At 54.8% G+C, this 19382-nt stretch carries 20 protein-coding genes and 1 pseudogene; 11 read left to right on the forward strand and 10 right to left on the reverse strand.

Annotated features, from left to right (window positions below; all coding sequences use genetic code 11):
- Positions 1-137 precede the first annotated feature (137 nt).
- The 4 genes from M0R70_04015 to M0R70_04030 are packed head-to-tail and all read right to left on the reverse strand — an operon-like array spanning position 138 to position 3056.
- Positions 138-884 (reverse strand): ABC transporter ATP-binding protein, encoded by a 747-nt coding sequence (locus tag M0R70_04015; protein ID MCK9418531.1) that lies wholly within the window; start codon positions 882-884, stop codon positions 138-140.
- A gap of 10 nt (positions 885-894) precedes the next feature.
- Complete coding sequence (locus M0R70_04020) at positions 895-1695, reverse strand: ABC transporter permease (GenBank protein MCK9418532.1); 801 nt, start codon at positions 1693-1695, stop codon at positions 895-897.
- Positions 1658-2824: an alanine racemase gene (alr, locus tag M0R70_04025; protein ID MCK9418533.1), complete on the reverse strand. Its 1167-nt coding sequence runs from the start codon at positions 2822-2824 to the stop codon at positions 1658-1660. The genes M0R70_04020 and alr overlap by 38 nt, the downstream gene beginning before the upstream one ends.
- The gene (locus tag M0R70_04030) at positions 2805-3056 is read right to left on the reverse strand and encodes a hypothetical protein (GenBank protein MCK9418534.1); all 252 of its coding nucleotides are present in this window, start codon (positions 3054-3056) and stop codon (positions 2805-2807) included. Before M0R70_04030 ends, alr begins: the two co-directional genes overlap by 20 nt.
- A gap of 509 nt (positions 3057-3565) precedes the next feature.
- On the opposite strand from M0R70_04030, the pseudogene M0R70_04035 reads away from it, so the two are divergent.
- The 10 genes and pseudogenes from M0R70_04035 (at position 3566) to M0R70_04080 (ending at position 13130) form a co-directional block, all read left to right on the forward strand.
- Positions 3566-4227, forward strand: a pseudogene (locus M0R70_04035) (DUF507 family protein).
- Positions 4224-6353: a sensor domain-containing diguanylate cyclase gene (locus tag M0R70_04040; protein ID MCK9418535.1), complete on the forward strand. Its 2130-nt coding sequence runs from the start codon at positions 4224-4226 to the stop codon at positions 6351-6353. Before M0R70_04035 ends, M0R70_04040 begins: the two are co-directional and overlap by 4 nt.
- A 268-nt stretch (positions 6354-6621) precedes the next feature.
- Positions 6622-7164, forward strand: coding sequence for a sigma-70 family RNA polymerase sigma factor (locus M0R70_04045; protein MCK9418536.1), 543 nt, complete (start codon positions 6622-6624; stop codon positions 7162-7164).
- Between the two features lie 28 nt (positions 7165-7192).
- Entirely contained in the window at positions 7193-7813 is a 621-nt protein-coding gene (locus tag M0R70_04050; protein ID MCK9418537.1) for a zf-HC2 domain-containing protein, read from the forward strand.
- A gap of 2 nt (positions 7814-7815) precedes the next feature.
- Positions 7816-8475, forward strand: a complete 660-nt coding sequence (locus M0R70_04055; GenBank protein ID MCK9418538.1) for a hypothetical protein — start codon at positions 7816-7818, stop codon at positions 8473-8475.
- A gap of 269 nt (positions 8476-8744) precedes the next feature.
- The gene (locus M0R70_04060) at positions 8745-9638 is read left to right on the forward strand and encodes a phosphatase PAP2 family protein (GenBank protein MCK9418539.1); all 894 of its coding nucleotides are present in this window, start codon (positions 8745-8747) and stop codon (positions 9636-9638) included.
- 197 nt (positions 9639-9835) lie between these two features.
- Complete coding sequence (locus tag M0R70_04065; protein ID MCK9418540.1) at positions 9836-10834, forward strand: hypothetical protein; 999 nt, start codon at positions 9836-9838, stop codon at positions 10832-10834.
- A gap of 171 nt (positions 10835-11005) precedes the next feature.
- Positions 11006-12091 carry an aminoglycoside phosphotransferase family protein gene (locus tag M0R70_04070; protein ID MCK9418541.1) on the forward strand — a complete coding sequence of 362 codons (1086 nt, stop codon included), beginning with the start codon at positions 11006-11008 and terminating at the stop codon, positions 12089-12091.
- Positions 12088-12615, forward strand: a complete 528-nt coding sequence (locus tag M0R70_04075; GenBank protein MCK9418542.1) for an adenylyl-sulfate kinase — start codon at positions 12088-12090, stop codon at positions 12613-12615. Before M0R70_04070 ends, M0R70_04075 begins: the two co-directional genes overlap by 4 nt.
- Positions 12616-12683: 68 nt before the next feature.
- A complete protein-coding gene (locus tag M0R70_04080) occupies positions 12684-13130 on the forward strand; it encodes a hypothetical protein (GenBank protein MCK9418543.1) in 447 nt (148 codons plus the stop codon).
- A gap of 137 nt (positions 13131-13267) precedes the next feature.
- On the opposite strand, the gene M0R70_04085 is transcribed toward M0R70_04080, so the two are convergent.
- Positions 13268-14629, reverse strand: a complete 1362-nt coding sequence (locus M0R70_04085; protein MCK9418544.1) for a sigma-70 family RNA polymerase sigma factor — start codon at positions 14627-14629, stop codon at positions 13268-13270.
- 196 nt (positions 14630-14825) lie between these two features.
- Here M0R70_04085 and M0R70_04090 point away from each other — a divergent pair, with 196 nt between their 5' ends.
- A complete protein-coding gene (locus M0R70_04090; GenBank protein ID MCK9418545.1) occupies positions 14826-15788 on the forward strand; it encodes a sulfite exporter TauE/SafE family protein in 963 nt (320 codons plus the stop codon).
- Between the two features lie 77 nt (positions 15789-15865).
- On the opposite strand, the gene pyrE is transcribed toward M0R70_04090, so the two are convergent.
- The 5 genes from pyrE to M0R70_04115 form a co-directional block, all read right to left on the reverse strand.
- Entirely contained in the window at positions 15866-16441 is a 576-nt protein-coding gene (gene pyrE, locus M0R70_04095; protein ID MCK9418546.1) for an orotate phosphoribosyltransferase, read from the reverse strand.
- Between the two features lie 81 nt (positions 16442-16522).
- Complete coding sequence (gene pyrF / locus M0R70_04100; protein ID MCK9418547.1) at positions 16523-17293, reverse strand: orotidine-5'-phosphate decarboxylase; 771 nt, start codon at positions 17291-17293, stop codon at positions 16523-16525.
- 15 nt (positions 17294-17308) lie between these two features.
- A complete protein-coding gene (locus tag M0R70_04105; GenBank protein MCK9418548.1) occupies positions 17309-17878 on the reverse strand; it encodes a DUF3786 domain-containing protein in 570 nt (189 codons plus the stop codon).
- Between the two features lie 89 nt (positions 17879-17967).
- Positions 17968-18453: a DUF4388 domain-containing protein gene (locus M0R70_04110; protein MCK9418549.1), complete on the reverse strand. Its 486-nt coding sequence runs from the start codon at positions 18451-18453 to the stop codon at positions 17968-17970.
- A gap of 86 nt (positions 18454-18539) precedes the next feature.
- The gene (locus M0R70_04115) at positions 18540-19169 is read right to left on the reverse strand and encodes a hypothetical protein (GenBank protein ID MCK9418550.1); all 630 of its coding nucleotides are present in this window, start codon (positions 19167-19169) and stop codon (positions 18540-18542) included.
- Between the last annotated feature and the right edge of the window lie 213 nt (positions 19170-19382).

Consider the following 19382-nt stretch of genomic DNA (forward strand, 5'->3'; position numbering starts at 1 on the left):
TAGTGCGGAGTGGCGAGTGCGGAATGCGGAGTTTAAAAGGCAAAGACAAACAAATTTTTTATTATGATTATTATTCCGCATTCCGCACTCCGCATTCCACACTTGAATTATTCCGCACTCCGCACTCCGCATTGGAATCATTCCGCCGTTATCGGCCCCACTGCGCTGCCGGTAATGAACTGCCGAACAATGGGGTTCTCGGTGTTCCTGATCTGGTCCGGTGTGGCGATCTCAAGTATCTCGCCTTTGTACAGCATGGCGATCCGGTCCGAGATCTTGTAGGCGCTGTGCATATCGTGCGTAATGGACACGGACGTCACGCCAAGCTTTTTCCGAAGGTCCACGATCAGGTCGTTGATGGCGTCTGCCGCGATCGGGTCCAGTCCCGTCGTGGGCTCATCGTACAGGATGATGGCCGGGTCCATGGCGATCGCCCGGGCGAGCCCCACCCGCTTTTTCATGCCGCCGGAAAGCTCTGACGGCATCTTGTCCTCGACATCCTTCAACCCGACGAGGGCAAGCTTTTGCGTCGCGACCTCCCGGATCTCCTTGTCGGAGAGCTTCGTATGCTGTTTGAGAGAGAACCCCACGTTCTCCCAGACCGTGAGGGAATCAAACAGCGCCGCCATCTGGAACAGCATCCCGAATTTTTTCCTCAGCTCGTTCAAGCCGAACTCATCGAGATCGTTCATGACCTGGCCGTCAACGACGACCCTGCCCTTGTCCGGGAACAGCAGCCCGATGACATGCTTGATCAGCACGCTCTTGCCGCTGCCGCTGCCGCCGATCACGGTCATACTCTCGCCCTTTTCGACGGTGAGGTTCACTCCATTAAGCACGGTGAGTTTGCCGAAACTCTTGTGCAAGTCGATGATCTCGATCATCGCCATGGCGTCACCATAACAGCGCAGAAAGGAAATAATCAAGGATAAGGATCAGCATACACGAGACCACGACAGCGCCGGTGGTCGCCTTTCCCACCCCCTCTGCTCCGCCTTCGGTATGAAATCCCTTATAACAGCCGATCAATCCGACAACTGCGCCGAACACGAGGGCCTTGATCAGGCCATACCAGATGTCCGTGACCTCGGCGAAGTCGATGCTGTTGTTGATATAAGTGACGGGGTTTGTCCCGAGCACCTTCACTCCCACGAAATAGCCGCCGGTGATGCCGACGATCATTCCGAGGATCGTAAGGAAGAACATCATCACCGTGCTTGCAATGAACCGGGGCACCACGAGGTACTTCATCGGGTTCGTCGCCAGCGTCGAGAGGGCGTCGATCTGCTCGGTGACCCGCATCGTACCCAGTTCCGCGGCCATCGCGGCCCCCGCCCTGCCTGCCACCATGAGGCCCGTCAGCACCGGCCCGAGTTCCCTGGTCATGGACAGCGACACGACGGTGCCGATGAGCGTCTCAGCGCCGAACCGCTTGAACCCCGTATAGCTCTGAAGCGCAAGCACCATGCCGGTCGAGAGCGCCGTGGTGATCACCACCGGTATGGAGTTGAACCCTATCTGCTCCATCTGTTTCAGCACGCTCTTCGCATAAAAGGGGCGGCTGAAGGTCCAGCGAAGCGTCTGGCCGAGGAAGATGAGCACACTGCCGACCTCGGCGAGAAAGCCCGACGTCCTGCGGGCCACCGACTCAAGGACCCTATTGATATATCCGGGGGACGCGGCTGCTGATTCCACAGAGCACCTCGTATGCGATCGTTCCAACCATCGCGGCAATATCGTCCGCCGTGATCCGTTCACTGCCCTGACTGCCGATCAACACGACGTCGTCGCCTTCGCGTACAGCAGGGACGTCCGTCACGTCGATCATGCACATGTCCATGCACACCCTGCCGACCACCGGGACACGCATGCCGCGGACCAGCGCCGTACCCTTGTTCGAAAGACCGCGGCAATACCCATCGGCATATCCGATCGGCAGGGTCGCGATGATGCTTTCCCGTTTCGTCGTGAACGTGCGGCCGTAACTGATCGGCACCCCTGCGGGGACCTTCTTGAGAAACGCGATGCGGGTCACCAGCGACATCACCTTCCGAAGGTCTGCCCCGGTCGCTCTCTCCTCAAGGGGGTTGTAGCCGTACAGCATCAGCCCGGGCCTGACCATGGTGAAGAACGCTCGATGAAAATCGAGCACCGCGGCGCTGTTTGCCGCGTGGCGCATCGGCACGTCGATCTTTTTTGCTTCCAGTGCGTTCAGAAGCGATTCGAAGCGGTCCATCTGGCGTGAAGCGAACTGTTTGTCCCGCAGATCCGCATCGGCAAAGTGGGTCATCAGCCCCTGTACCGAAACGGAACCAAGTTTCTGGAGCGCGGCAATAAACTCCGGAGCGTCCTCGGGGGCAATGCCGATCCTGCCCATACCCGTATCGATCTTTACATGAATGTCGACCGTTGTCCTGCGGCTGCGCGCCGCCTCTGACAGCGCTTGCGCAACAGAAAGATTGAAGATCACCGGCGTCAGTTTCAGCGACACCATCGCCTCGGCCTGTTCCGGAAACGTCGCGCCCATGACCAGGATCGGCGCATGAATGCCTGCATCGCGGAGTTCCCTGCCCTCTTCGACCAGGGCAACGCCAAGCATATCCGCGCCAAGCTTCAGGAGGCGCTTTGAAACCTCCACGGCCCCATGTCCATAGGCCCTGGCCTTGACCACGGCCAAAACCTGCTGCCCCTCCGAGCGACGGACAACTTCCCTGAAATTGTGGTCAAGAGCATCCATGTCGATCATGGCGATCGTAGGCCGGTCCGACGGGAACGCCGCCTCTGCCGATTGGTGAGGCCCCGTTTCAGTGGATGGTGCTCTCATTGATCTCCTCGAACTTGTTCGACGCGGGAAGTATCTCTATCTTATCGAAAGACTGAGAACAGTCCAGGCACTCCCAATGGTGAACGGTCCAGGATTCAAGGTCCATTTCAAGACCGAGGTCGTCCTCCTGAAAAAGATTGGTCCCTCCGCAGAACGGACACATGATGGGGTCCATAATCGATCCTCCGATCTTCATCCCGATGAACTTACCCTGGTGCCCGGGAATAAACATTACTTTCCCTCCGCTCGTCCATATGCATGATGAACACATACAGGCGAGTCTTATGAAAGGCTGAAAAATAAGACGTCTTCGCCCGTTACTTCAATAAATCTGCCGTGTTTTCAGAGATTTCAAATACTTTATCACAGAGGTGATCTTTTTGCAAAAGAATTTTTGGCAGGAGGTTGCTGCTGTTTGATGGAAATAAAACAGCCCATTCCCGGTTATCGAGAATGGGCTGAGATTAGGAAGGTTTCGCCTGAAACGCCCCCTCACCTTTATCCTCTCCCCCGTGGGGAGAGGATAATTTATTATGCTCAACGAGATCAGTGCGATGATCCTCCGCAACAAGTCATAACCATTGTTTCTTTCTCATGAAAGAACAACAGAGAGAGACATCCGATAATCGTCTCCCTCTTTTCCCCTGCATCCTGCACTTTCCTCCCGCATTTTCCTCTCCACTTTCCCCCCTTTTCTGTTATAATGCCCCGCAAGGAGTCCCTATGCGTCTTCCCAAAGAAATGATCAAACACATCTCCGATGCGATCGCCGCGAACCTTGAGAGCAAGGGACTGGTGGAGTATGAGGTGCCCAAAAAAGCGATCGCCGAGAAGATCGCGGAGGTGATCACCGCGGACATGATGGCGGAAGAAGCCCTGAACAAGGACGTGGAGAAGCTCCTTGCCGCGCATGCTGACGAGATCGCCCGGGAAAATATGGATTACCGCAAGGTGTTCGATATGACCAGGCAGAAACTCGCGAAGGAACGCGGGATCGTTTTGTGACGCCCCCTCACCTCAATCCTCTCCCCTTGGGGGAGAGGAAGTAACAAGTCCCCCTCGCCCCTCCGGGGAGAGGGCTAGGGTGAGGGGCCATACCGCATCAGAGGAGAAAATCAACCACCATGCGCTTGAGCGAAGACAGAATTTACCACATCTCCCACCTGATCCAGGACATGCTGATCCGGAACAGGAACGTCGATGTGCTCCTGACCGAGGAGCGCATGCTCCGCGAGATCAAGCGGACCATAGCCGATGAGCTCAAGTTCGAGGACGACGCGGACGAGGCGGCGCGGCGCACCATCCAGTCGCTGTCGCGCAAGGTCCCCGAAGGCAGCCGTGAGTGGGACGTCCTCTATCGCAAATATGTGGAAGAAGAGATGAACAGGAGAAGAAAGATTTGAATAAAATCATCCTCGCCGGGTTGGTCCTCTACACCCTCTCTTCCGGCTTGGGATTCTTTCTCGTGCCGGAACCGTCAAACCTGCACCTGGCAATCTGGCTGACGGGATATATCGTACTCGTCCTGACCGTTTCCTATGAGTCCTTTTTTTCCGATGCACGTTTGAATTTCTTCCCCTTCATCGTCCTCGCCGTTGTCCTGCTGAATTTCTTTGTGCAGATCACGGGCGGTTCGCACTCCCCGCTGTGGCCCGCTTATTTCCTCTTCGCCGTCATGATCGCGGCATTTGCTCCTCTGATCCAGACGTACGGAACGATCTGCCTGATCCTCGGGATCGAATCATCCAATCTCTTTCTTTCAGGCCAGTGGCAGCCGGAGCGATGGCCCGTGTATGCGGGTTTCGGCGCATCCTTGTCCGGTCTGTCCATTGCCATCGCTCATATCATGCACCGTACCCGTCAGGAGACTGCACAACTCAAGGACGCCCATGAACGGTTGATCGCCCATGCGGACGCTCTCGACCCCCTTGCGGAGACAAACACCCTCGAATCGCTTATGGGCAGGCAGACAGCCGCGGTGAGCGCCGCTCTGGAGCGCGAGTCCACCTTTAACGGGCTCATCGACATGATCGCCCATTTCGTGCCCGCCCACTCCTATGCACTCTTTCTGAAAGAACGCGGCGAGGTCTTTGTACTGCGCGCGATCAAGTCGGAAAGCGACCATGCGATTCTGCCGGTGGGCACGGAACTGCGGGGCAAGACCTACATCGACGTCTGCGCTGAGCAGAAGCAGCGTCAGTATATATCCGACATCTCGGGCATGGGCACGCCCATCGCCAACCTCGGCTACTACCGGCACGATGTTCGGAACGTGCCGATCAAGACCTTCCTTGCCATCCCCGTGGTCCATGACGGGAACACGATCGGCGTTATTGCAGTGGACAGCCTGGAGCCGGGGGCCTTTTCTCTCGAGGACCAGGACATCTTTGGCTACTTCGAGACCTTTTTTATCCAGATCATCGAAAAGATCCAGCTGTCGCTCAAGCTGAGGTCCCGTGCCGATCACTTTCGCACACTGCATGAGATCAGCTCCGACCTGAACAGCAGTCTCAGGTTCGGCGAGATCATGGACAAGGTGATCCCCCGGATCCAGCAGCTGGTGCCCTTTGACTTCTGCGCATGCGTCCTGAAAACCGAAGAGGAAGGCAAACCGTACCTTCTGTTCATTGCGCTCCACGGTTATGACGCCAAACTGATCAACACTGCCTTCCCCTTTGAAGACAGTGCCCTCGCGACCTCCATGCAGAAACACTGGCAGGAAGGCGGCATCATCAGCCACTATGCTCCGGACCTCGGCGACCGGGGCAGGGACATCGGACTCTTCCCGTTCAAAGAACTGCAAAAACCGATCAAGTCCTTGTACGGGAGACTGCTGATCGCCAAGGACGACTGCATCGGCGTATTCTTTTTCTCCTCCCTCAAGACCGACGCGTTCACGGATTATCACCGCGGCCCCCTGCTCGACACGCTCATGAACCAGATCTCCATGGTTGCGTATAATTCTCTCCTGTACCAGAGGATCGGGGACCTGGCCAGGACCGACGGCCTCACCGGGCTGCTGAACCACCGGACGTTCATGGAAAAGCTTTCCGAGGAATACCGCCGCATCGATCGCGACGTTCGTCCCTTCTCGATCCTGCTGATGGATATCGATAAGTTCAAGAACGTCAATGACGCGTATGGCCATCCCGTGGGAGACATCGCGCTCAAGGCGGTGGCAAAAGTGCTCGAGGATACCGGCCGCGGCTCGGACTTTGTAGCGCGTTATGGAGGCGAGGAGTTCGCCATCGGCATGGTCGATACCAATATCAAGGGAGCGGAGCAGATGGCGGAACGCGTCCGGAAACTCATTGAAAAGACCGTGGCGGCCCGGGTGGGCAGCAACGACCTGATGCTTACCCTGAGCATCGGCGTCAGCAGCTTTCCCGAGGACACTAAGAACAAGGCCGACCTGGTGACCCTGGCGGACAATGCTTTGTACCATGCGAAACGGTTGGGCAGGAACCGCGTCTGCCTGCACCGGAATGTCAAGGACGCGGAACCTGCGCCATCGAAACTGGATGTATGAAAGAGGAAGCTGCACCCATACGAGAAGTAGGTCTTTTTGACTTTGAAAGGTGTTACACCAGAGAAAAACCCTTTTATCCGCAGATTTCACAGATGGGCGCAGATTTTTATAAACATAATTCAAATTCTATTTAATCTGTGAAATCTGCGTAATCTGCGGATAATATTTTGACTTCAGCAGTCACGTATTTTGCTGAATAGTTACGTTTTCTATTCAACCTTTTCCCGCATTTGGGGTCTTATAAACAGGGCACGACGCGCTTATTCTTATGGATGAAGACCTTGACCTGATCAATAGAACCATAGCGGGTGAGCGCGAGGCGTTCAATGAGCTGGTTATAAAATATCAGAGACCACTCTACTCCCTGCTCTACCGCATGGTCAGCAACCGTGACGACGCATCTGACCTGCTGCAAAAAACCATGGTTAGGGCCTTCACCGGACTCGGCTCCTTCGAGCGGCGATCAAGTTTCAAGACATGGCTTTACCAGATCGCGATCAACCTTGCCAAGAATGTCTACCGCGACCGGTCAAAGGCCGAACATGTCCCGATCGATGATGTGATCATCAGACGGGACCCTCGCACGCTTGATGCGCTGATCCAGAAAGAGAGCAGGCTTCTGCTCCGGCAGGCGCTCGCGGGGCTTCCGGAAAAACAGCGCATGACGGTCATGCTCAGGGTGCAGGAAAGCCGGAAGTTCGAGGAGATCGCGAAGATCATGCAATGCTCGCTCGGAACAGCCAAGGCAAATTATCATCATGGCGTACAAAAGTTGAAGGCGATGATGGGAGAAAAAGACAGGGGTCAGTAGTCAGGAGTCAGGGGCAGAGGAAATTACCATGTGCAATGACGAAACCATAAAAGAATTACTTCCCGCATACCGGGAACAGGTGCTTGACCCGTTGGAGAAGCTTACGGTCGTGAGCCATCTCGCGTCCTGCGACGATTGCCGCACCGAGCTTGCCCTGCTGAGCATGATGGCGGAAGAAACAGTGCCTGATCCCGGTGAAGCGTTTTGGGCCGCAATGCCTGACCGTGTATCCCAGGCTGTTCAGAAGAGCCAAACGAAAAGGAAAACCTTTGACCTCTCCTGGCTTTTGAGCCGAATGACCCTTCCGCGCTGGACGTGGGCAGCAGCAACGATGGGGACAGTTCTCATCATATCGTGGTTCTTCGTCATGCCCCTGCAGAACAGGATGGAGATGCCCCAATCGCAGGGAAATGAATTTGCCGATGAAACAGCGGCCACCGGGTCCGTCAGTGTTGCCGACCTTGACAATAACGAACTCAGCACGATCGATTCCTGGGCAGGCAGTGAACTGGCATCTATTGCTCAGGAGGCCGAACCGGTACTCGGGAACGGCAGGGATGTTGATATTTATGAGGAGCTTGAAGCTTTGAATGCGGGCGAAATTAAACGGCTTTCCAAAATGCTTGAGCAAGTTAGACAGGAGGGATAACCATGCATGCAGTGAAAATTTGTCTCATGTCTGCGCTGCTGATCTCGGTCGCCATGTCCGCTTTTGGCCAGCAGAAGCCCACATCAACACAACCCGACGGTCAGAACACTGCTGTCGCGGGTGTTCAGAATTCCGTAAAGCCGGGACTGAGTGGACCACTGTCAGAGGAGAAACGGGAAGAGATCAGAAAGAAGATAGATGCCGTCAGGATCTGGCGCCTCACTGAAGCGCTGAAGCTTGACGCAAATACCAGCGCAAAGCTGTCCTCGCTTCTCAGCGCCATCGATCGGCAGCGCAGGGGAATCCATCTGGAGCAGACAGGCACGATAAATATCTTGCGGTTTGCCGTCAGGTCGCCAAAACCGGACGAATCGATGATCAAGACCTACCTCGAAAAACTTGAGAAGAACCATCTTGCCATGTATGAACTGACCAAGAGCGAGATGAACCAACTGAAAAATATTCTCACGACCGAACAGCAGGCGCGGTACGTTGTCTTCCAGCACGAGTTCATGCGCGAGATGCGCGGCATGATCGGCGGCGCTCACGGCAATCCCGCCAAAGGTGGCATGGGTGTCGGCGGGTCAGGGAGGGGAGGCGGTCAGGGTCAGATGCGGAGCGGAACGGGACAGGAAGGTGCAACCCGTTCCCCTGAAAAATAGAACCTGCTGAGAAACCGATCCAAATAATCCTTGCAAAGGGCTTTCCAGAGCCCCCTTTTTCATGCATGCCTTTCACGGACAGGCTTCACGGCACGGAACCGGCAAAACGTTAATACGTCGGAACGTGCCATATTCCCCTCGTTCACCTGATAATTCTTATCCTTAATCCTTAGTATTCTCCCCCTTCCCCTCTCAAGATTATGCACTGTATTGCCGGGATTTATGGTATGATGCGGACTCAAAATATGCCTGTACAGGAGCGTCGCACCATGTCCAAGTCTTTTTTTTTAAAAACAAGTATCCTCTGTTTTCTCATAATTTCGTTTACGTTCCCCGGTGTTGCCTCTGCTGATGAGTTCGGGTCATCAATGACGGTGACGACTCCAAAAGTCCGGGAAGAACAAGCCGCATCGAATGAAGCGCCTGTTGAATTCAATAAAGACTATTTCAAGGGATATGGAACGGACTTCAAGAGCATGGTCACCTCCCCTGCCCGTTGGGATACTGCGGATTGGATCACGGCAACGCTCGTTACCGGCGCGGCCGTCGGCCTGTACGAAAATGACTCGAAAATTATGAAATGGGTACAGGATCACAAGACGACGACAACGAACAATATCGGCGACGTGATCACTGATTTCGGCCACGGGAAATTTACTCCGGTGATCCTCGGCGGGATGTATCTGTATGGGCATGTTGCCGATGACGGGAAAATGCGCAAGACCGTTTTGCTCTCCGTTGAAAGTTTTGTTCTGACCGGTGTTTTTGTACAGACCATCAAATACACGACACACCGGCATCGGCCGTATACCGGCGACCCTCCCCACACCTTTGACGGCCCCAGCCTTCACGGTACGAGCTCAAACTCCTCGCTCCCGTCAGGTCATGCGTCGTCAGCCTTCGCGGTCGCTGCGGTCATTGCTTCCGAATACGACAACATAATTGTTCCGCCGCTTGCCTACGGCATCGCGGCGATCACAGCTCTCAACCGTGTCTCGCACAATGCCCATTGGCCGTCCGATGCCTTTCTCGCCGCGGCGATCGGATATTTCACGGGAAAAGCAATTGTGGCTTCCCACCGGAACGTCAAAAAAAGCGATCTCAGTTTTACTCCGATAATAAGTGATGGCGGGATGGGTATGACTTTGACGTACAGATTTTAGGCTTTCCCGATCGCTGTGGCAAATGATCTCGAAGCGGCCAAAAAACGCCTTCCCCCGTGCACCCCGGTTTGATCCTTCCCCAGACCCCGGAACGAACCCGCTGTTTTATTTGTGCGGATAGATCGTTCTTCTCTATTGCAAAATCCACGTCCGGAGATTTATAATACGGGGTCGTTACAGGCGGGGGGTAATCGGGTTTGAATAAAAAAGCGGTCGCTCTCATTTCAGGGGGACTCGACAGCGTCCTTGCGGCAAAGCTCGTCATGGAGCAGGGCTTCGACCTCATCGGGCTCTACTGCAGCTCCTGCTTTTCCAAAAGCTATGGACGGGAACAGGAGACCCATGCGGCCAGGGTTTCAAAGGCCATCGGCATCGAACTCCGGATCTTCGACATGGGGCAGGACTATATCGAGATGGTCCGCAAGCCCGTACATGGCTATGGCAAAAATGTGAACCCTTGCATCGACTGCAAGATATTCATGCTCAAGAAAGCAAAGACCGTGATGGAGGAACTGAACTCGCCGTTCGTTGTCACCGGCGAGGTCCTTGGGCAGCGGCCCATGTCCCAGCGCCGCGACACCTTCCCGGTGATCGAGCGCGATGCGGATATGCGGGGCATGGTCCTCCGACCCCTATCGGCCAAGCTCCTCCCGCCCACCCGGGGTGAGCTGAACGGCGCAATAGACCGGGAGAAGCTTCTCGGCATCAGCGGCCGTTCGCGGACCGTCCAGCTTCGGCTTGCCGAACGCTACGGCATCAACGGGTACTCTACCCCTGCAGGCGGATGCCTGCTCACCGACAAGAACTTCTCGGCTAAACTGCGCGACCTGTTCGAAGACAACAAAGCCATCAATCCCAACGATATCCGGCTCCTGACCGTGGGCCGCCATTACCGGATCGATGCGGGGGTCAAGATCGTAGTCGGCCGCGATAATGGTGAAAATAATGTGCTCATGTCGCTCGCCTCGCATGGCTATCACCTTTTCATGCCTCAAGACTTCCCCGGCCCCGTGGCCTTGCTGAACGGAATACCCACCCAGGACGTGAAGCAGACCATCGGTCGCCTTATCATCACCTACAGCAAAAGGGTTCCCGGCCGCACCTATCGCATCCGATTCGGGAACGAGATATTCGATCCCGGAGAACCGCTTCCGATCGATGTCCCGGGCCTGCGCCGTGTCGGAGCGGATTGTTAGCAAACACCCTGCCCTCTCCAATTCAGCATCCATCTTAATAGCCAGGTGTCGCGAAAAAAGTCCCGTTCCAGCCCCGTGCGGCCGAAAAAATCATGCTACAATAGTAATCAACGATACTCATGAATGTACAGCCATCATGCCGTGCGCCCATGGTCTTTTCTCGAGGATAACATGCCCCGGATCACCCTACAAGCGGTCACTGCGTATCTTGAGTCCCTGTATAGTAAACCCGTACGCGTGCTCTCCATGACCACCGAGGGAAAACAGGAATCCGTCGATGACCTCAAGGCCTTTGGATACGGTTCGCCCCTGTTTCTGGATTACGAGGTCTCCGGGGAGCGGAAGAAGGCCGTGCTCGAGACCATGACGCCATCGTCCTTCGGCCATGACCACTTCTCAGACCGCGCCCAGGCTATCCTGTGGGAGCACTCGGCATTCAACAACCTCCCGCGCCACGTGCGCTCCATCGACAGCGGGGCTTTTTGGGGGTCGGGAGCCATGCTCTCCACAGGCAAGGCCCAGGAATTTTTTTTGCTGACGGACTTTGTGCAGGGGAATGGATATTTCAAAGACCTCGAACGGATAAGGAAGTCACGTGCCGTCACGGACGGGGATATTGCAAGGACCCTGGCTCTCTCTGATTACCTTGTCGAGATCCACTCCGCAAAACTCGATTCGCCCGGACTCTATACCAGAAGGATCCGTGATCTCCTGGGCCACGGCGAGTGCATCATGGGCCTGATCGACAACTACCCTCCCTCCTTTGAGTTCATCGACCAACCGCTCCTTAAAAAGATAGAGCTGGCCTGTATCGAATGGCGCTGGCGCATCAAGCATCGCACGCACCGCCTCTGCCGGGTGCACGGCGATTTTCACCCCTATAACATCCTGTTCCGGGATGGCACGGACTTCACGCTCCTCGATCGCTCACGCGGGGAATGGGGAGAACCGGCGGATGACACCACCTGCCTGAGCATAAACTATCTTTTTTCCTCGCTCATGAGCTCGGGAAAGCTTGACGGACCTTTTGAAAAAATGTTCATGTCCTTCTGGGACAACTACCTCTCCAGGACGAATGACCAGGAAATGCTCGAGGTCGCAGCGCCGTTCTTTGCCTGGCGCGGGCTGGTGATCGCAAGCCCTGTCTGGTATCCGCACCTGCCCGTGCGGACACGCCGGACCATATTCAATTTTATCCGGAATGTTCTCGCTGCCGATCGGTTCGATCCACGGGATGCGAACAGGTATCTCTCATGAATACCGAACAGGGGTTCGCCATATGGATTACCGGCATCCCGGCTTCGGGCAAAAGTTCCATAACCCGGGAGCTGGTGAAAAAACTGGCGCGGACAGGAGTTTCGGTCGTCGTTCTTGAGTCGGACGAAATGAGAAAGATACTCACCCCTGTTCCAACCTATGACCAGAAGGAGCGCGATGCCTTTTATCGGGCATTGGCACTGATCGGCGGCTTGATCACCAGGAGCGGCATGCCGGTGATCTTCGATGCAACAGCGAACAAGCGGGTCTACCGGGAGTATGCGCGTACACTTATTCCCCGCTTCGTGGAAGCATATGTAACCTGCCCTCTTGAGACGTGCATGAATCGGGACCCCAAAGGGATATATGGCCGCGCACTGGCCGGCAAAACAGGCACGGTCCCCGGAATCCAGGCGACCTATGAACCGCCCGATAAACCGGAAATCCAGCTGAACGGCCGGAATCCTCCGGAATTATCAGCCGATGCCGTTATGGATATGCTTAAACGACTGTTGCACATATAAACAGTTCTTTTCTCCCTATTTGCGAAACTCATTTGACTGCCCTGCCACCGTCCTATACAATGCGTGCCATGGGCAAAAAGGTAACATACGAGCGGTGGATAAATATTTTCCTTCCCGATGCGTGGACCGAACGGGAAGAAATGGGTTTTGTACTGCTGGAAAGGGACGGCTGGCCCGGCATGGTGCAACTCTCGTTTATCGAGCGGGACGAGTTAAAAGCATCACCCGCGGAAGCCGCCCGCGTACTCCTCGAAGACACCTTGGAGGAGCGTGATGTGCCCTTCCCTCGTGAAGCAGTGAAAGTGGAAGACCGGGGGGACATGGGGATAGCGGCCCTGGATTATACGTACGACGTCAAGGAAGAAACGACCCATTGGCGCATCTGGTTTCTCGTGGACAAAACACGGGCAGTCATGGTAGCCTATGTCAGCGATCCCGAGCACATTCATCCGTCCCTGGATGAAGCCGCGCGCATCATCGCCGACATCGAGTTCATCCCGAGCACCAACGACTGAGTATTCCTCGCGCTGAACAAACCGGGGTAGGACCAGAGCGTTGCTATCCCGTGATCAAACAAAAATCAGACCAAAAAAACAAAGGGCGCGAATACGTATTCGCGCCCTTTGTTTCATTCCCCTGAAAATAGTCCTCGTCACACATACTCCCGCAACATCTTGCTCCGCGCAGGATGACGCAATTTCTTGAGCGCCTTGATCTCGATCTGCCTGATCCTCTCTCGCGTGAGATTAAAGAACTTGCCTACCTCTTCAAGGGTGTGTTCGCTGTTGACTCCGATGCCAAACCGCATCCTGATAATCTTTTCCTCCCGCTCGGTGAGCGAGGAGAGCACCTGCTCGATGCGGCTTGAGGCCTCGTTGTTCTCGAGCGTTTTGAAGGGCGAGATGGCTTTCTCGTCGATGATCACGTCCTTGAGCTCTTTCTCTTCCGAGAGGATCGGCGTTTCCAGGGATACCGGTTCCTGGATCGCCCGCAGGATCTCGTTTACCCGCACTACCGAGAGACCCATAATCTTCGACACTTCCTCGGGAGAAGGTTCCCTGCCCTTCTCACGCATAAACTTGGCAAAGATACGGCTGATGCGCGTGCTTTCCTCAATCAGGTGCACGGGCAGTCGAATGGTGCGCGCCTGGTCCAGAATGGCGCGGGTGATCCGCTGTCTGATCCACCACGTGGAATACGTGCTGAACTTGGTTCCCTTTCCCGACTCATATCGGTCCGATGCCTTCATGAGACCGATATTGCCTTCCTGAATCAGGTCGAGAAGTGTCAGGCCCCGGTTCACGTATTTTTTCGCGATCGAGACCACAAGCCGCATGTTGGCCTGAACCAGCACGTCTTTGGCCTCTTTTACCTTTACCTCCACGGCATCGATGCGTTTGACCATATCCATGAGGGTAGACTCGTCGAGCCCGAGTTTCTCGATCTCGACGGTGATGCCGCGCTCTGCCTGCTTGCCCAATACCGCGAGCTTCTTGAGCATCTTCTCGATCTCGCGGAAGGAAAGGCTCATCTCGTTCAGCGTGGTCGTCGCCCGCTCCATGTCACGCCTGGCCACCTGCCTCTTAAGCCTGTTGTAGAGGCGCATGAACTCCACTTCGTATGAGTCTTTCCACTCGCCGGGGAAACGGAGCACATCCTGTGCCTTCACGAACCCCTGTTTGATGTTCGCGCCCAGCGCCAGGATCCTCGGGATCGCAAGCGGAGAACTCAAGGCGATCTCTTTAAGCACAGCCTTGCCTCCCTCAAGCGTACGAACGTATTCCTGCTCCTCTTCGATCTTAAGCATGGGGAATCTGCCCACGGATTTGAGATACGTGTCGACAAGGTCAGCGCCTGCAACCGCTACCTCTTCGGCAACCTCGGCGACCTCGGCCGGAGAGGGTTCTTCTTCCTCTTCGTCCTCAGCGAACTCGTCAGCCAGGTCCTCTAATATTTCCTCGGGCATCCCATCAGGATATCCGCTCTTTTCTTCTGATAATAATGTCTTACTCATACTCCCTGCCTTTCATCTCTTCTTAATTTCAATTATAGCAAAAACAGATGACACGTCAAACACTAATTATAATTTATAACGCTTATAATACTGCGGAGTAGAACTACGTTCTTTTGGATAGAACAGGCGGAGCGGACATTTTCATTTTTCCCGCCGGATTTTTATGCTATACTCGCATCCCATGGACTTCCTTTACATGTTATTTCCCCTGTCCGGCGTGAAAACATGGGTATTTCTCCCGCCTCTGGTAGCGCTTGTGGTCTCTACCTTTACCTCCATGGCGGGCGTATCCGGGGCTTTTATTCTCCTCCCCTTTCAAATGAGCGTTCTTGGCTTTACCAGTCCTGCAGTCAGTTCAACCAACTTTGTATACAACATCGTAGCGATTCCCAGCGGAGTATACCGGTATTTCAAGGAAGGCCGCATGGCGTGGCCACTCACCTGGGTGGTGAGCGTCGGAACCCTTCCAGGCGTGTTCATCGGTTACTACCTCCGGGTCTTCTACCTCCCGGATCCGCGGACGTTCAAGCTCTTTGTCGGTCTCGTGCTTCTCTACATCGGGAGCAGGCTTCTGTATGAGCTCACCGGGAGAGCGCAGGCAAGCAAAGCAAAACTGAGCGAATTGGATAAAAAGTTTTCGGAACGGGCTGCGCTCATGAAGCAACAACGTAAATCCCGGGCCGAGGCAGGGCTGCCCCCGGAAGCGGTGGTCAAGACCATCACCTTCAATCTGAAGATCATTGAGTACGAGTTCTGGGGCGAATCCTTCCGGTTCAGCGTGCCGGCCATGTTTCTGCTTGCTTTTGTGGTGGGTATCATCGGTGGGACCTACGGTATCGGCGGCGGCGCGATCATTGCACCGTTCTGCGTGGCCGTGTTCCATTTGCCGGTCTACACGGTGGCGGGCGCGGCGTTGCTCGGCACGTTCCTTACCTCGATCGTCGGGGTCTTCTTTTACAGTGTACTGCCCGCAACAGGAGGGCTCTCGACATCACCGGACTGGGTGCTGGGCTTCCTCTTCGGGATAGGCGGGTTTGCGGGTATGTATATCGGCGCGCGGCTCCAGAAATACATGCCCCAGAAGTTCATCAAACTCATGCTCGGGATCATGATCACATCGCTGGCGCTTGGATATATTGTTCAATATTTCGTGGTATAGCGCGGCCGGTCAAGAGGGCATGGTCCTTCATGTGATGAACCATTCCTGTCCAACGGGGGCACGGGGATAAGGACAAACTACGTTAATCCCCTGCTGCCCGGCTTCACCGGCTTGCTTCCCGCCCTGCACAGAGGGCAGGTCTCCGGCGTATACGCAGGTACCGTGAGCGTAACGAGCGATTTGTAAGGAACACCGATGTCCGCTTTGCCGCCGGAACGATCTATGAGCGCAGCCGCGGCAATGACAACCCCGCCCGCTTTCTGCACGACGTTGACGGTCTCCTTCGTCGATTTGCCTGTCGTTATCACATCTTCCACCACAAGCACACGCTCACCCGGTTTGATCGTGAACCCGCGACGGAGCATAAGTTCCCCGTTCACTCGCTCGGCGAATATCGCGCGCACCCCCAGTGCCCGAGCCGTTTCATGAGAAACGAACACACCGCCCAGCGCCGGCGCGATGACAACCTCGATCTTTAAATCCCTGAAATTTTCCGCAAGCGCTGCGCAGAGCCTCGTCGCGATCTCCGGCTGCTGCAGCACGAGGGCGCTCTGCAGATACTGTTCGCTGTGAAGACCTGACGATAACAGAAAGTGCCCGGTCAGCAGGGCGCCGGTCTTTTTGTAAATATCCAATACCTGTTCCGATGTCATGGTTACTCCTTCGGTAAATTATGAAGACGGTATAAAAAAGAGTGCCGGCAGACCGAATTTAGATCTTTTATCTGTGATCGGTCATCTGTCGTCCGTCGTCCGCCGTCTTTCGGCTGTCTTCTGCGAATTCATCTCTTCCAGAATTTTCTGCACCGCGGCCTTTCGATCAATCGCTTTCAGCACCGGTCTCCCTACCACGATATAGTCTGCACCAGCCTTGACCGCTTCTCCCGGCGTCATGACCCGCTTCTGGTCGTCCTTGTCCGCCCATGCCGGACGTACACCCGGCGTGAGAATGATGAATTCTCCGCGAACAGCCCTCCGCAGCGTCTTGATCTCCTGCGGTGAAGCGACCACTCCGTGCATGCCGGCGCGCTGGGCAAGTCGCGCCAGATGGGTAACCTCCCGCTGGAGCGAACGAGTTATCTTAATCTCTTTCCGCATACTTTTTTCGTCCATGCTCGTGAGGATAGTTACCGCAAGCACGGCAGGCACCGGCAGGTTGAGCTTTTCCGCTGTTTCCTTCGCCGATTCCGCCGCAGCCTTCATCATCTCGAGCCCGCCCAGGGAGTGGACGTTGAAAATGCTCACACCGAGTTTCACGGCCTCGGCAGATGCTTTGGCCACGGTGTTCGGGATATCGTGATATTTCAGGTCGAGAAATACACGGCCGCCCATGCCGGTGATGCGGCGGACGATGTCCGGACCATAAGCAGTAAAGAGCTGAAGACCGACCTTGAACACACCGACCGAATCCTTGAGTTCGGAAACGATACGCAGTGCTTCCGTATCGCTCTCGATGTCAAGGGCGATGACAAGACGCTCTGCTGCGCTTAATTCCGCATTCCGCATTCCGCACTCCGCATTTCAGTAGATTCTGAGCAAACTCAGCAATCGATCCTTGAACATTTCCGCCAAAACGTGCAGGCTCGGCATATGAAGAAACTCATTCGCATTATTTGAAAACAGTACCCATGCCTCGGCGGGGAAATCCTGGGTCTCCTGAGACAGCTCCACGTGCAGGATCAGCTTAGGCAGAGCGCGTACCGTGATCGCCATGTCGCTGCCGATAAGACTCGGCACCGTTTCAGCGTCCACCATGGGCAAAAGGGTGTTCGCACGGGTAATGATCTCCACTGCATAGTTGCTGATCGGCAGTTCGACCCTTTTCCTGAAATCCGGCGATGCTTTTCCGGCAAGATCCCCGATCGTGCGCCAGGGCTTCATGCTCAGCGTCGTGCCGGATGAAGCGAGGTAGTCGTGGATCACTGACGCGTGAATTTCGGGCGCCTGCTGACCATGAAGGGTAATACCGTCATGACGGATCGCATACTCCTGCCCGAGCATGCCGAGGAGAAGCGCGTCCTCTTTTTCATTATAGAGAGCACCGATCCGTTCTGCCTGTTTTTGGAAGGAAGTGTGCACAAATGCTTTCACCGTGGTCTCCCGTCCTGAATGTATTCAGAAAACGTCCTTAAGAAGGTACCCGGGTAAAAGGACAACCGGGAAAAGACAAGCCCCCGGCGTCAGGCTTCCTGCTTTATTCGCTGGATAATCTCGGCGATCAATTCCTGAAAATTAAATTGAAGCTGGATAATATCGGCAGGGTAGCTGTCCGCAAATTGATAATCGCCCTCGGCCAGAAGAATGAGGCTGAAAATAATATCCTTCACCTGGTCCTTTAAGCCGCCAAACAGGTCCTTGGATGCGATGAGTCCGTTTTCGACCAGAATCGCCCCCAGTTTTTTTAATCCCGCGTTTTTTTTGTAGAGCTGGGTAGCATACTTCAGGTTCTCAGGCGTGAGCTTGCCGGTTTTAACGAGAATTTCACCGAGCCTGTCCTCGCTGCTGGTGGACGTGGCAAAGACGATCTGCCCGTTCTTGATAAAAATACACTTCTTCACATCACCGCTGCTCACGGTCAGAGTGCCCGTGGCTTTTCTCCGGCGAAGCTGTTCCAAAACATCCACAAGCGGTGTAAAGGAAATTTTCCCTGAAAGAATAATAGACATAAGTCATAAGAATCGAGGCGAATAGTCCCCTATGATTGCTCAGGACAGAATTGTTGTCAGCTCACACCCATTGGGTGCGGACGGATCTAATACTCAAACCTGATCCCCGCGCCGCCTACCATGCTGGGACCGGCTTTTAATTCCAGAAGCAGCATGAACTTTTGGCTCAGCTTCCATTCGATGCCGCCGAAAACATTCACTGAGGTATTGTCATTGATCGCTTCATACGATCCGCGCAACACGGCCATCTCGAGCCCGCCATAGGGAATGAACTTGTACCCGCGATCGGTCAACGGAAAACCCTTGCTGATGATGGTCGAGAACGACGTGACGGTCGCGTTTGACCTGTGGATGATCACGGTGTCCACCCCAAAATCCACCGCCAGATCGATGGGCACGCCTTCGGTTTCTTTGATGAGCTGATACTTAAAATCAGCTCCGACCAGCGCCCCAACACTTTCACTCGAATCAATCGACACTGAGGTGACCCCTAACTTGACGCCTACTTCCATCATCGCGCCCAATCCATAGCGGACTTCGGGATAGTAGTTCTTATAGTGGTCACCGAGCGTAAAATTGATCCCCGCCTGGGTCATGCCCGCGTCAAGGCTCTCCGCAGTGGTGAATTCATTCTGTGAAAAACGAGGTTGAGCTCCCGCCAGACCCGCAGACAGAATCAGAAAGATTCCTAAGCACCAGGACATCGTTTTTTTCATTGGTTGTGACCTCCGCAGTAGAATGATGATATTTCAACGCTTCGAAATATAACATCAAACGTCTGGATTGACAAGCAAAATATCATTTGGCTCAAGTCCCTATCGAGTGGGTACTTTTGAGCGATTTTAGTAAATCAGATTTCAGGGAGCATGCAGGTTAGGACTTTGAGACGAAGATATTCTTCATCTCGTAAACCATAAGCGCGACGCTGA

This window comes from Nitrospirota bacterium (assembly GCA_023229435.1).
Classification (GTDB): domain Bacteria; phylum Nitrospirota; class UBA9217; order UBA9217; family UBA9217; genus JALNZF01.

What these genes read in the sequence shown, in the direction of transcription:
- M0R70_04015 (MCK9418531.1), bottom strand. Translation starts at nt 884, where the DNA reads ATGATCGAGATCATCGACTTGCACAAGAGTTTCGGCAAACTCACCGTG.
- alr (MCK9418533.1), bottom strand. Translation starts at nt 2,824, where the DNA reads ATGAGAGCACCATCCACTGAAACGGGGCCTCACCAATCGGCAGAGGCG.
- M0R70_04030 (MCK9418534.1), bottom strand. Translation starts at nt 3,056, where the DNA reads ATGTTTATTCCCGGGCACCAGGGTAAGTTCATCGGGATGAAGATCGGA.
- M0R70_04045 (MCK9418536.1), top strand. Translation starts at nt 6,622, where the DNA reads ATGGATGAAGACCTTGACCTGATCAATAGAACCATAGCGGGTGAGCGC.
- M0R70_04050 (MCK9418537.1), top strand. Translation starts at nt 7,193, where the DNA reads ATGTGCAATGACGAAACCATAAAAGAATTACTTCCCGCATACCGGGAA.
- M0R70_04055 (MCK9418538.1), top strand. Translation starts at nt 7,816, where the DNA reads ATGCATGCAGTGAAAATTTGTCTCATGTCTGCGCTGCTGATCTCGGTC.
- M0R70_04060 (MCK9418539.1), top strand. Translation starts at nt 8,745, where the DNA reads ATGTCCAAGTCTTTTTTTTTAAAAACAAGTATCCTCTGTTTTCTCATA.
- M0R70_04070 (MCK9418541.1), top strand. Translation starts at nt 11,006, where the DNA reads ATGCCCCGGATCACCCTACAAGCGGTCACTGCGTATCTTGAGTCCCTG.
- M0R70_04075 (MCK9418542.1), top strand. Translation starts at nt 12,088, where the DNA reads ATGAATACCGAACAGGGGTTCGCCATATGGATTACCGGCATCCCGGCT.
- M0R70_04080 (MCK9418543.1), top strand. Translation starts at nt 12,684, where the DNA reads ATGGGCAAAAAGGTAACATACGAGCGGTGGATAAATATTTTCCTTCCC.
- M0R70_04085 (MCK9418544.1), bottom strand. Translation starts at nt 14,629, where the DNA reads ATGAGTAAGACATTATTATCAGAAGAAAAGAGCGGATATCCTGATGGG.
- M0R70_04090 (MCK9418545.1), top strand. Translation starts at nt 14,826, where the DNA reads ATGTTATTTCCCCTGTCCGGCGTGAAAACATGGGTATTTCTCCCGCCT.
- pyrE (MCK9418546.1), bottom strand. Translation starts at nt 16,441, where the DNA reads ATGACATCGGAACAGGTATTGGATATTTACAAAAAGACCGGCGCCCTG.
- pyrF (MCK9418547.1), bottom strand. Translation starts at nt 17,293, where the DNA reads ATGCGGAATGCGGAATTAAGCGCAGCAGAGCGTCTTGTCATCGCCCTT.
- M0R70_04110 (MCK9418549.1), bottom strand. Translation starts at nt 18,453, where the DNA reads ATGTCTATTATTCTTTCAGGGAAAATTTCCTTTACACCGCTTGTGGAT.
- M0R70_04115 (MCK9418550.1), bottom strand. Translation starts at nt 19,169, where the DNA reads ATGAAAAAAACGATGTCCTGGTGCTTAGGAATCTTTCTGATTCTGTCT.